The sequence below is a fragment of the Allopseudospirillum japonicum genome (genome assembly GCF_900108915.1).
In the GTDB taxonomy this organism is placed as follows: domain Bacteria; phylum Pseudomonadota; class Gammaproteobacteria; order Pseudomonadales; family Halomonadaceae; genus Pseudospirillum; species Pseudospirillum japonicum.
On record NZ_FNYH01000005.1, the window covers coordinates 24129 to 35988 of the forward strand.

The following is an 11860-nucleotide window of genomic DNA, read 5'->3' on the forward strand; positions in this document are numbered from 1 at the left end:
TGCTTGAGGATGTGAGAATGCAAGAAGACGCTCAAGTCGCCGCCGAACAGGCAACGAATGCGGAAGAACTGCCCTGTGCTGAAGAGTTAGGGCTGAGTTTCTCGCTTAATGAACAGGGCCAAGTGTATGCGCATCTAGCGCCGAATCTAAATACCCGCCCCCTTACAGAACAAGAAATTAGCGTTTTGGCGGACGAGGCAGGTTATCCACGTGAGCAATATCCGTTTTTCAGGGAAGGGGTGGCGGCGCTTTTGTTGGGCTTGCAGCGTAAACAAGCAGGGGATGTGTGCTTGGGCGGTGCGCGTGATGCGCATTTGGAAGTGTTTGCGAGCCGCGATAGTTTACTTGCAGGTGTACAAGTGCATCCTGCATTAGGACAAGGACAGGATCTAACGCTAGAGAACCTCCAAGCGAGTCTTAAAAGTGCGCGCGTGGTGTATGGTGTGTGTGAACAAACTCTAGAAACGATCGTGCGCGAGGCTAGTGATCCACAAGTGCGTCAGGCACAAACGCCTTTATGTTTTTTGGTCGCTTTTGGTGAACCAGCGCAAGAAGGTATCAATGCGCGTTTAGACATTTTGGTCGATCAAGTCAGTGATCGACGTCCTGTGAAAGATGATAAAGGCCATATCAATTATCGTGATATGGGAGAATTCCCTTTTGTGGAACCAGAAACCCCACTCGTGCGTAAAATTCCTGCGTTTGAAGGCAAGGATGGCATGGGGGTGCATGGGCGTAAAATTCGTTGTTATCGTGGGCGAGATATTCGTCTGCGCTTGCGTGATGATAGTGTCATGCTCGATCCAGAAGATGAAAATCTGATTCTAGCCGCTAAACCAGGTTTGCCAGTGATTTTAAGTGATGGTGCCTTGGTGGATGATGTGCTGAAAGTCGAGGAAGTCAATCTGCAAACCGGCCATATCGATTTTCGCGGTAGTGTCTTAGTGAAAGGCAATATTGATGCAGATATGCGGGTAAAAGTAACAGGTGATATTTTTGTTAAAGGGTTGGTAGAAAAAGCTTATTTAGAAGCTGGCGGTAATATCGAGATTGGTGGGGGGGTGCTGGGGTTGGCGCGTCCTATCGAAGAAAGTAAGCCTAGCCTCCTAGCACCTAATCCAGGAGATGCAGTGTTACAAGCCCAAGGGCATATTCAAGCGCGCTTTATTCAAGAAGCTTGGGTACAAGCAGGGGCACATGTGATTGTGCAGCGGCAAATTCTTAACTCAAGTGTCCAAGCCCAAACCTATGTTAGTGTTTTAGGGGAAGGGCGTATCGTGGGATCACAAGTTCAAGCGGTACACTATATAGAAGCAGGTATTTTAGGTTCTAACTCTTCTGTGAGCACACGCCTGCAGGTTGGTTTATGTGATGAGCAAAAAGCGCAATTAATACACCTTGATGAAGCCTTACAAGCCAATCATGAACGCATGCAACAGCTTAAGGCTTTGGTTGCTAAGCTGAAACTCAGTCAAAAACCCATACCAGAGGCCAAAAAAGAACAAATTTTAAAAGCAAAACACACCCTGCAACTACAAGCACAGGAATTATTAACACAGCAAACTGCTTGCGAGACAGAAATTAAAGCGCGTCAAAGCGGTCGGATTCATGCACGTAAAACCTGTTTTGCAGGTGTACAGATTGAAATTGCCGGACAAGACATTAAGCCACGCAATACCCTAGGTAAAATCACCTTCTTTTTGAAAGAAGGCGAGATATCTATGCGTTAACTGACAAGCGGTTCGCCTCTACCCTCTCTTATGGGAGCGGCTGAATCTCAAGTTGTCTTGTATGCTGTATATCTTTTGTATAATATCAGTTTAAGCTAATTTTAAAATGTGTGGCTTTCTAAATGACTTAATCGATATTGTTAAGGCGCCCTCTTTATGTCTGCTTCTCTTCCAAGTACGCAAGTAAAAAGTAAAAAAGCTTGGCCACAATGGCTGGTCATTCTATTGGTATTGGCGATCACAGGTGCCTTGATCTTTTTATTATTGGCTTGGCGGCAAGCGCCGAGTAAAAATGTGCAAAGTGAACAAAGTTGGCGAGTGGCAAGTCTGCCAATCTGGGCACAGGCGTATGCACCACAAATGATTTTGTTTGGGGTTGTGGAAGCCAGAGAACAAGCTCAACTGAAATCTGCTGTGATCGCAGATGTGCAGGAAGTGTACCAAAATGCGGGTGAAAGCGTGTCTGCAGGACAAATGCTTTTGCAGTTAGATCCGCGTGAGGCGCAATGGGAGGCACAACAACGCCAAGCGGAAGTTGAGGATCTACAAGCGCAGATTGCTGCAGCTAAAATCAAACATCAAGCTGACTTGGCTGCTTATCGACTAGAACAAGAACTTGTCACCTTGACAGAGCAAAGTTGGACACGTTACCAAGAGCTAAGACAGCAAAGATCCGCCTCGCAAGCGAATGTCGATGACGCCCAACAGGCTTTACTAAAACAAAAAGTCAGCCTAGTACAGCGTCGGCAAACTCTAGAGACTTACCCAAGTGAGTTGGCAAAATTGCAAGCACGTCTGCAAAAAGCACAAGCGCAGGCAGCCTTAGCTGAGCTAAACCTCGAACGTACCCAAGTGCGTGCACCTTTTGCTGGGGAAGTGACCCAAGTCCAAGTGGCTCCAGGTGATAGAGTCACACCCGGTACCCCTCTGATCACCTTATATAATCCTGATAGTCTTGAAATTACCGCCCAAGTTTCCCATCAATATTTACCACAATTACGCCAAGCGTTAGCGCAAAAGCAAGATTTATACGCCTATATGACTTTGGAAGATGGTCAACCTAGCCGTTGGCGTTTGGCACGGCTGGCGGCGCAAATTGAAAAAGGTCAGGGTGGGGTGAGTGCTTTTTTCCAACCGGCCCCGTTTGCCAACACAGAACTTACAAATATAAAGGAAGAACACACACAAGCGAGGCCAGACGCTGATTGGGGACGACCTGAGCTTAACCGCCCTGTGACTTTAACCTTGGTTTTACCACCTGTCCCTCAAAGTTTACCGATTCCAGGTACGGCTCTTTATGATAACCAGCGTGTTTATGTCGTTGAGTCTGGTCGCTTACGTGGGTATCCGGTGACGCCCATTGGCCAATGGCAAGTACAAGGTCAGCAGCAGGCGTATATTTTGATTGATGCAAGTCAGTTGCCTTCAGGCGCTGACTTGGTGACAACCCAATTGCCTAATGCGATTGAAGGCTTAAAAGTGGAAGTGATTGCTGAACAGAGTCTGGCAGCACCTGCGGAGGCGGCTTATGAGTAAGGAACTGGAGCAAACGCCAACTCATCATCGCCAAAGCATGGACATAGAAGCTATGCAAGTGCGTATTCAGCAAAATCCTGGGTTTTTGCGTAGTCTTTTGGTGTTGTTTGCCACCCACAAAATCGCAGCAAACCTTTTGATGTTTTTGTTGATTTTGTTAGGAGGTTTGGCACTTGATCGCCTCAATACCCAGTTTTTTCCTGATTTTGAGCTAGATATTGTACTTGTGCAGGTCGACTGGCCAGGTGCAAGTGCGGAAGATGTTGAGCAAGCCATTAGTCGCCCTCTGGAAGAAGCCTTACAAAGCGTCAATGCGATAGAGCAAATCTTTAGCGATGCACGCCGTGGCACCGCTCAGCTACGTTTAGAAGTAGAAGAAGGCGCATCGTTAGGGCGTGTGTTAGACGAGGTACAACAAGCGGTTGATAATGTGCGTACCTTGCCGGCAGAAGCTGAACGTCCTAGCGTTAGCCAAATTACCCGCTATGAAGATATTGCTACCTTGTTACTGACTTCCAGTGGTCCTCTCAGTGAGTTACGCCCTTGGGTGGATCAGATGGAACAAAGTTTATTACAAGCGGGTATTCGGCGTGTCACAGTGCGAGGATTGCCGGAAGAAGAAATCTTAATTGAAGTCTCGATAGCGCAACTGCACCGCCTCGGTTTGACCTTGGAACAACTGACCCAGTTGATTCGTGCGCGTAGCCAGGATTTGCCTGCAGGGATTGCTGCACGTAAAGATGGTGCGATTGAAATTCGTGGTTTAAATCAACAAAAAAGTGCGCGCGAATTTATGCAAATCCCCTTGCTGCAAGATGCGCAAGGGCGTTTGTTATTGCTTGGTGATATCGCCACCATCAAGCAGCAAGCGCAAGAAGATGCCCTCTTAATTCAGCATCAAGGCAGAGCCGCCGTTGAACTCATTTTAGAGCGTACGAGTGCGGATGATACTTTGGCGATGGCTGAAATCATGCAAACTTGGGTCGCACAAACACGGCCAACCTTGCCACCCAGTCTAGAGCTTTTGGTTTATAACGAGCGCTGGCAATTTCTGCAAGATCGGATTCGCCTCCTTGTGAATAACGGCTTAGGCGGCTTGATTCTAGTGATCTTGGTACTTTTTTTATTTTTGAATGTGCGTGTGGCTTGGTGGGTTGCCGTGGGCATTCCTGTGTCCTTGCTGGCAACTTTAGTGGTGCTTTGGGTCATCGGTGGCAGCATCAATATGATTAGCCTTTTTGGCCTGATTATGGCCCTGGGGATTATTGTGGATGATGCCATTGTGGTGGGTGAAGATACGATGGCGCACCTACAACAAGGCGAAAGTGCAGGTCAAGCTGCTTTAGGTGGTGCTCAGCGCATGCTGGTACCTGTCGTTTCTTCTTCCTTAACCACGATTGCCGCCTTTTTGCCCTTATTCTTAGTGGGGGGGACGATAGGAAATATTCTGGTAGATATCCCCACGATTGTCGTTTGTGTGCTGATTGCTTCTCTGGTGGAATGCTTTCTCATTTTACCAGGACATCTTTATCACAGTTTCGAGCGTGGTAAGCATAGGGTCGCAAGTCCGTGGCGACAAAAATTTGAGACCGGCTTTGCGCGTTTGCGTGAGGTGCACTTTCGTCCTCTAGTCCGTTGGGCAATTGCGAAACGCCACCTGACTTTAACCCTTGCAGTGTGTTCTTTGCTGATTGCCATTGCCCTTGTGGCGGGTCGACATGTGAAATTTACCTTTTTCCCCACAGTGGAAGGGGATCGTATTGATGTAAACGTGCAATTTATGGCGGGGACGGCCTTGGAAGATGTGCAAAATTTTATGCAGCATTTGCAGCAAAGTTTGCATCAAGCAGATCAGCCGACCCAGGTGGTAGATCAAGTGGTGACCTATTTACGTCAAGCAAACTTTATGGGCGGTAGTGGGTTAACACGTGGCGACGAAGTCGCCAGTATGAGCCTTGCTCTGATCGGTAGCGAACAACGCACTATCAGTAATGCGGAACTCATTCGGCGATGGCGTGAACAGATGCAACTGGCCCCTGGATTAGAAAAATTAGCAATTGAACAACAGCGTACAGGTCCTGCGGGCAAAGCTATAGAAATTAAACTCAGTGGGCAAGAGGTTGAACAGCTCAAAGCTCTATCGTTAGAAATTCAGCAAGCATTAGCCGATTATGCAGGAGTTTCCAATATTGATGATGATTTACCCTGGGGAAAGCAGCAATGGGTGTATGAGCTCACCCCTATGGGCAAAGCCCTTGGTTTAGATGCAGCGCAAGTCGGTCGACAATTAAGGTATGCCCTAGAAGGCCAAAGAGTACAAATTTTTTATCAGGGTACCCAAGAGATAGAAGTTCGCATCCGTTTGCGTGAACAAGAAAGTGATTATTTAGCGAATTTGGCCGCCTTGCCGATTCGTTTAGCGGATGGTACGAGTGTGCCTTTGGCCAATGTCGTGCACTTTACGCCAAGACGTGGTTTAGACTTATTGCGGCGGATTGATGGTGAATTAGCCATTGTGGTTTCTGCAGATGTGGATGAAGCGGTCACCAATGCGAATGCTGTGATTGAGCAATTAGAGCAAGGTTTACTTGCACGCTTGCGTGCTTCTTATCCAGTGGATATTGGCTATGAAGGGCGTAGTGCTGACCAACAAAAAACTGCCCAAGATATGAAAACTGGGCTTTTGTTGGGTCTCAGCCTGATTTGGCTGATTCTCGCTTGGGTGTTTGCCTCCTATACTTGGCCTTTTGCTGTGATGGCAGCAATTCCTTTTGGGCTGGCGGGGGCGATTTTTGGCCATTTATTGATGGGGCTGGATCTGACCATTTTATCCTTATTTGGTCTTTTTGGGCTTTCTGGGATAGTGATTAATGATTCCATCGTCTTGATCAGCTTTTACAAGCAATTGCGTGAAGCGGGCGTGCCTGTTTATGAAGCGATTGAAGAAGCTGCAGTGCAAAGGTTTCGTGCCGTTTTATTGACCTCCTTAACCACAATTGCCGGCTTAGCGCCTATTATGTTAGAGACCTCACTGCAAGCGCGCTTTTTAATTCCTATGGCCACGTCTATTGTCTTTGGTTTGGCATATGGCACCTTATTGATTTTACTTGTTGTGCCTGCGGTTTTGGTGATGCTAGAAGGTAAAAAGGCGCATTCCGTTACGCCTCAAAAAGCCTTGCCGCTTGGGCAAACTTAAGCGCTTAAAGTGTGGGTGAGGAGTTTGAGTACCTTACCCATCCCTTGTTGCAATGCGGCTTCTATCTCCGCCATGGTGATTTCTTCATCCGTGAGCCCAGCGGCCATATTCACGACTAAAGCAATGCACGCGTAAGGCAGCTTAAGTTCACGCGCTAAAGCGGCCTCAGGCATGCCTGTCATGCCGACAATATCGCAGCCATCTTGGGCTAAACGGCGGATTTCTGCTGCAGTTTCTAAACGTGGACCTTGAGTACAAGCGTAGACACCTTGAGCGGTCACCGAGAGATTAAGCGCATGGGCACTAGCAAGTAGATGCTGGCGTAAATCTTCATCATAGGGCCAGCTGAAATCAACATGGGTGACCTCAAAACCTACCCCATCAGTGCGTGCCCCCTGTTCAAAAAAGGTCGCCGGCCGTCCCCAAGTATAATCAATCAATTGATTGGGGATCATAATCCCTGCAGCAGGTGTATTGGGATTAATCCCACCGACGGCATTAACGGCGATAATTTGGGTCGCACCTAAGGCTTGTAAGGCCCATAAGTTAGCACGGTAATTAATCTGATGTGGTGGAATTTGGTGTGGATGACCATGACGTGCCAAAAACAATACTTTTTGTGTGCCTAAAGTGCCCTGTTGCACAGGAGCGGAAGGCTCACCGAAAGGGGTTGTCAGGGTATGGCTTTTCTCAATGACTAAGCCTTGCATTTGCGTGAGGCCCGTACCCCCAATCACTGCAAACATAGGTGACTCCTTAGGTTGAAAATAGGTGTTGGTAGAAATTTCCGCTAATATAACTTGCTCATTTTATCCTGTGAAGGCGTGCTGACTGATGACACAAGTATCCTCTCCGTTACCTGCTGATTGGGGACAGTATCTTAACACTGAGTTTCAACAAGATTATATGCTTCGTTTGAAGGCTTTTTTGCGTGAGCAAAAAGATGCACATAAAGTGATTTATCCGCATTCAAAAGACTGGTTTAATGCGTTTCGTTTTACTCCCTTCCAACAAGTGAAAGTGGTGATTTTAGGGCAAGATCCTTACCATAATCCTGGGCAAGCGCACGGTTTGTGTTTTTCTGTACCGCCTCATCTACCTGCTCCCCCTTCTCTGGTCAATATTTACAAAGAGTTGTACACAGATTTAGGAATTCCTGCGGTCAGTCATGGATGTCTTGTACCTTGGGCACAACAAGGCGTACTCTTATTAAATAGTGTGTTAACTGTAGAAAAAAATCAGGCGGCTTCTCATCAAAAGCAAGGGTGGGAAATCTTTACAGATAAAGTGATACAAGTGCTCAATCAAGAAAAGTCACATCTGGTTTTCTTACTTTGGGGTGCGTATGCGCAACGTAAAGCGGCTCAGGTAGATACGAGCCGTCATTTGGTATTAAAAGCCCCTCATCCTTCTCCTTTGGCAGCGCACCGTGGTTTTTTTGGTTGTCGTCACTTCTCACAAACCAATGCCTATTTACAAGCACAACAACAAACGCCGATCAAGTGGCGCCTGCCAGAGGCAGAGGAGCTGGTTATCAATGGGGGCAACTAGCCTAGGGACTACGCATGGCAAATGCAATTAAGGTGTTATTAGTGGATGATTCCGCAGTGGTGCGTCAGGTGCTGACGGAATTCCTTAGTCAAACAGCAGGCATTGAAGTCATAGGGGCTGCACGCGATCCCTTATTCGCGTTGCAGTTAATGCAAAAGCAATGGCCAGATGTGATTATTTTGGATATTGAAATGCCACGTATGGATGGCATCACCTTTTTGCGTAAACTCATGCAAGAACGCCCTACGCCTGTGGTGATTTGTTCTAGCTTGACAGAAACCGGTGCAACGACGAGTTTACAGGCGATTGCCGCAGGTGCGGTGGAGATTATTACCAAGCCTAAAATTGGGGTGAAATCCTTTCTGAGTGAGGCGCGCACACAAGTGATTGATGCTGTACGCGCTGCAGCACGGGCGCGTGTGCAACCAATACGCACGAAGACGAAGATATTACCTGTACAGCCGAAACTCAGTGCAGATGCGGTCTTGCCGGCGAGAAATTTATCACCCCTAGCAGAAACGACAGACAAGGTGATTGCCATTGGGACTTCTACCGGTGGGACCCAAGCTTTAGAATCTGTCCTCACAGCCTTGCCAGCCAATACGCCTGGGATTCTTGTGGTGCAGCACATGCCTGAGCATTTCACCCATGCGTTTGCACAACGCCTAGATACTTTATCAGCCATGCAAGTGAAAGAAGCCCAAGATGGGGACCGGGTCTTGGTGGGCCAAGTCTTGATTGCGCCTGGTGGGCGTCATTTGTTGCTCAGACGCCAAGGGGCACAATACCGAGTGGAAATTAAAGATGGCCCTTTGGTCAGTCGGCACCGGCCATCAGTGGATGTGCTCTTTCGTTCAGCGGCGCAGGCAGCAGGTGCCAATGCCTTAGGGATTATCATGACAGGGATGGGAGATGATGGTGCAGCTGGTCTGCTAGAGATGAAGCGTGCCGGTGCGAAAACTTTGGCACAAGATGAGGCTTCTTGTGTGGTCTTTGGGATGCCTAAAGAAGCTATTCGGCGTGGTGCTGTTGAGACTGTCGCAAGCTTAAAAGAGATTCCCCAGTGGATTGGTCTGCAAACTAAAAACGTGAAATGATCGGGTTGATTTAGTAAAACTGCGCGCAAACGCCACCTCACCTCTCCTCTCCCTTAGCAGGGGGAGGCAGCTTTCTTTGCAGCAAGGGTAGAAGCCTGATCGCTTATAAATAGCTTGCAACACCCCCGCAAAATTGATCTTTTTTTGTTGAAAATATGTTATCTAACTGCGCTTTTACTTCACTATTAAAGGAAAGGGTATGACGCTAGAAATATGGAGTTATTATCTGCTAGCCATCTTAATACTTACCGCTTCGCCAGGCCCAAGCGTGCTGCTTTGCCTTTCTACTGGGGTAACTCGAGGATTACAGCAGGCTTTTTTTGCGGCTTTAGGTAGCTTATTGGCAACTACAGGGATTTTAACCTTATCCTTTGCTGGGTTGGGTGCAGTGATTGTAAGTTCAGATGCAATATTCCATCTTATCAAGTGGGTTGGAGCGGTTTACCTTATTTACCTTGGTTTGAAATTATTATTAGCCAAGCAGGAAGACTATACGTTGGAAAAAAAGACTGATGGCCCACAAAAACGTGATTTAGCCAATTTTTTTAGCGGTTTTCTCGTTGGCGTAAGTAATCCTAAAGCGATTTTGTTTTTTACAGCCCTTTTTCCGCAGTTTATTGATCCGCAAACATCACTGTGGACACAATATCTGATTTTTGTCATCACTTTTGTGGTGTTAGAGCTCGCTTGGTTGATGACTTATGCGTATTTAGGAGTTAAATCATCAAGTTGGATTTTTGCTAAAGGACGCGCGAAATTATTTAATCGACTGACCGCGAGTGTTTTTATTACTGCAGGTGCTTTGTTATCTAGCGTCAATAGAAGCTAATTGGCTTTTCTTTTCTTTGTGCGCTTGTGCCACCTGTTGAATCAAGGTTCAAGCGCCGCCCCGCAGTCACCAGTTCACCAAATCCTCCACTGGCCTTGATCAAGGTGATGATTTGATGAAATTTCTCTTGATATTGCTAGAAAAATGTTGCTGAGAAATTTTATCCCTCTCATAAACTCATCCAATAAAACTTTTCAAAAACAATAGGTTAAATTTTTTTTCTGCGCCTGTGCTGCGAGTTGGCACAGGCTTTGCGCTAGTAAGGGAAATCTTGACGTAACGAATAATCAAGTCAGAGGTTTTCCCATGTCTGCACTGCAATCTCAAGATTCGATACAAGATCTGCAACACCTGACGAAATATGTACATGTATTGAGTCCAGAAAATGCACGTTTTGTAGAGTTTTACTTTGCCATTGGTGATCCAGCTTTGATGGTGGAATTGATTATGCCGCCGTCTGCTTTTGCTGCTTTTTGTGCACATAACCAAGTCGTTCCTATGAGTCCTGAGCAGGTCGCAAATCTTGATGCAGATACAGAAAAATGGCGTTACGGGGAAAATACCCTGATGGCGCGTAACACTGAGCGTACCTAGCGAATCATAAAAATCCTCACTGATAACAATAATATGGAAAGGATAAATTATGTCGATTGAAATTAAGACCGCTACCTTGGAACCTGTGCGCCAAACGTATGCACATATTGAGCGTCGTTTTGGTAACAAGCCAGCTTCGCGCTACCAAGAAGCGACCTATGATGTGCAATCAGAAACTAACTTTCATTATCGTCCTTTATGGCAGCCGGATTTAGAGCTGAATGACCCAAGACGTACCCAGATTGTGATGCAGGACTGGTACGCGTTGAAAGATCCACGCCAGTTCTATTACGGCGCTTATGTGCAACAGCGTGCCAAAATGCAGGAAGTTGCTGAAAGCAATTATGCCTTTTTTGAAAAACGTGATTTAGCACGTTTCCTCTCTGAGAGTGCGAAAGCACAAGTGATGACTTATCTGGTGCCTTTGCGCCACTTTGAGCACACCGCCAATTTAAACAATATGTATGGTGCAGCCTATGGCTATGGCACCGCAATCACTCAAGCCTTGCTATTTAATGGTATGGATCGTTTAGGCATGGCGCAGTACTTATCACGTATCGGCCTAATTCTGGACGCTAATACAGGGGAGTCATTAATTCAGGCAAAACATCAATGGCTAGAGGCAGATATTTGGCAAGGTTTGCGTGCGCTTTGTGAACAAACGCTAGTCACTGAAGACTGGTTTGAAGTGATGGTCGCGCAGAATTTGGTGATGGATACCCTGATGACAGATTTAGTCTATCGCCAGTTAGATCACAAACTGAGTGAATCTGGGGCGCAAGATGTGGGTATGTTGCTGGAATTTATGCAGCTATGGAATAAGGAAGCACAACGTTGGATGGATGCTGTGCTGAAAACAACCGCCAGTGAGTCGGCAGCGAATCAAACCTTACTGACACAGTGGGTGCAAAAATGGCGCGCTTTAGCCATACAAGCCTTGCAGCCTTTAGCAGAGGCCATGCTTGATGAAAATGCCCTTGCGCAGGCTTTAGCCGATCTCGATAAGCGCCTTGCAAAATCAGGAATTTAAAACCGGCTGACTGGAGAAACACAAGCATGTCTAAAGTCTATATTGCGTTGCAAGATAATGATGAGTCTCGCTACTTGGTCGAGGCGATTCAAGCTGATAATCCAACAGCAGAAATCCTTTATATGCCGGCGATGATTCGTATTGAGGCGCAAAATTTTCTAGTGGTGAAACGCGCTAGTGTAGAAGAGGTGATGGGGCGGGATTGGGATGTACAGGAGATTCACCTCAATCTGATCACCCTAGGCGGTAATGTCGACGAAGATGACGAGCAGCTCACACTCACTTGGAATCAATAAC

At 46.8% G+C, this 11860-nt stretch carries 10 protein-coding genes; 9 read left to right on the plus strand and 1 reads right to left on the minus strand.

Annotation, left to right across the window (positions count from 1 at the left end):
• Positions 1-17: 17 nt before the first annotated feature.
• From BMX05_RS06110 to BMX05_RS06120, 3 genes are all read left to right on the plus strand, one after another.
• The gene (locus BMX05_RS06110) at positions 18-1730 is read left to right on the plus strand and encodes a DUF342 domain-containing protein (protein WP_093309086.1); all 1713 of its coding nucleotides are present in this window, start codon (positions 18-20) and stop codon (positions 1728-1730) included.
• A gap of 156 nt (positions 1731-1886) precedes the next feature.
• Positions 1887-3266, plus strand: coding sequence for an efflux RND transporter periplasmic adaptor subunit (locus BMX05_RS06115; protein WP_093309087.1), 1380 nt, complete (start codon positions 1887-1889; stop codon positions 3264-3266).
• Positions 3259-6462, plus strand: a complete 3204-nt coding sequence (locus BMX05_RS06120; RefSeq protein WP_245710500.1) for an efflux RND transporter permease subunit — start codon at positions 3259-3261, stop codon at positions 6460-6462. Before BMX05_RS06115 ends, BMX05_RS06120 begins: the two co-directional genes overlap by 8 nt.
• Here BMX05_RS06120 and BMX05_RS06125 read toward each other — a convergent pair.
• Complete coding sequence (locus BMX05_RS06125) at positions 6459-7208, minus strand: S-methyl-5'-thioinosine phosphorylase (RefSeq protein WP_093309088.1); 750 nt, start codon at positions 7206-7208, stop codon at positions 6459-6461. The two genes, BMX05_RS06120 and BMX05_RS06125, sit on opposite strands and share 4 nt — an antisense overlap.
• A gap of 88 nt (positions 7209-7296) precedes the next feature.
• On the opposite strand from BMX05_RS06125, the gene ung reads away from it, so the two are divergent.
• From ung to BMX05_RS06155, 6 genes are all read left to right on the plus strand, one after another.
• Positions 7297-8013, plus strand: a complete 717-nt coding sequence (gene ung / locus BMX05_RS06130) for a uracil-DNA glycosylase (protein ID WP_093309089.1) — start codon at positions 7297-7299, stop codon at positions 8011-8013.
• Between the two features lie 14 nt (positions 8014-8027).
• Complete coding sequence (locus BMX05_RS06135) at positions 8028-9110, plus strand: protein-glutamate methylesterase/protein-glutamine glutaminase (RefSeq protein WP_093309090.1); 1083 nt, start codon at positions 8028-8030, stop codon at positions 9108-9110.
• Between the two features lie 199 nt (positions 9111-9309).
• Positions 9310-9939, plus strand: coding sequence for a LysE family translocator (locus tag BMX05_RS06140; RefSeq protein ID WP_093309091.1), 630 nt, complete (start codon positions 9310-9312; stop codon positions 9937-9939).
• Between the two features lie 306 nt (positions 9940-10245).
• Positions 10246-10533 (plus strand): phenol hydroxylase subunit, encoded by a 288-nt coding sequence (locus BMX05_RS06145; RefSeq protein ID WP_093309092.1) that lies wholly within the window; start codon positions 10246-10248, stop codon positions 10531-10533.
• Positions 10534-10582: 49 nt separating this feature from the next.
• Positions 10583-11563, plus strand: a complete 981-nt coding sequence (locus BMX05_RS06150) for an aromatic/alkene monooxygenase hydroxylase subunit beta (RefSeq protein WP_093309093.1) — start codon at positions 10583-10585, stop codon at positions 11561-11563.
• Positions 11564-11589: 26 nt separating this feature from the next.
• Complete coding sequence (locus tag BMX05_RS06155; protein ID WP_093309094.1) at positions 11590-11859, plus strand: MmoB/DmpM family protein; 270 nt, start codon at positions 11590-11592, stop codon at positions 11857-11859.
• Position 11860: the final 1 nt, after the last annotated feature.

What these genes read in the sequence shown, in the direction of transcription:
- BMX05_RS06110 (WP_093309086.1), top strand. Translation starts at nt 18, where the DNA reads ATGCAAGAAGACGCTCAAGTCGCCGCCGAACAGGCAACGAATGCGGAA.
- BMX05_RS06115 (WP_093309087.1), top strand. Translation starts at nt 1,887, where the DNA reads ATGTCTGCTTCTCTTCCAAGTACGCAAGTAAAAAGTAAAAAAGCTTGG.
- BMX05_RS06120 (WP_245710500.1), top strand. Translation starts at nt 3,259, where the DNA reads ATGAGTAAGGAACTGGAGCAAACGCCAACTCATCATCGCCAAAGCATG.
- BMX05_RS06125 (WP_093309088.1), bottom strand. Translation starts at nt 7,208, where the DNA reads ATGTTTGCAGTGATTGGGGGTACGGGCCTCACGCAAATGCAAGGCTTA.
- ung (WP_093309089.1), top strand. Translation starts at nt 7,297, where the DNA reads ATGACACAAGTATCCTCTCCGTTACCTGCTGATTGGGGACAGTATCTT.
- BMX05_RS06135 (WP_093309090.1), top strand. Translation starts at nt 8,028, where the DNA reads ATGGCAAATGCAATTAAGGTGTTATTAGTGGATGATTCCGCAGTGGTG.
- BMX05_RS06140 (WP_093309091.1), top strand. Translation starts at nt 9,310, where the DNA reads ATGACGCTAGAAATATGGAGTTATTATCTGCTAGCCATCTTAATACTT.
- BMX05_RS06145 (WP_093309092.1), top strand. Translation starts at nt 10,246, where the DNA reads ATGTCTGCACTGCAATCTCAAGATTCGATACAAGATCTGCAACACCTG.
- BMX05_RS06150 (WP_093309093.1), top strand. Translation starts at nt 10,583, where the DNA reads ATGTCGATTGAAATTAAGACCGCTACCTTGGAACCTGTGCGCCAAACG.
- BMX05_RS06155 (WP_093309094.1), top strand. Translation starts at nt 11,590, where the DNA reads ATGTCTAAAGTCTATATTGCGTTGCAAGATAATGATGAGTCTCGCTAC.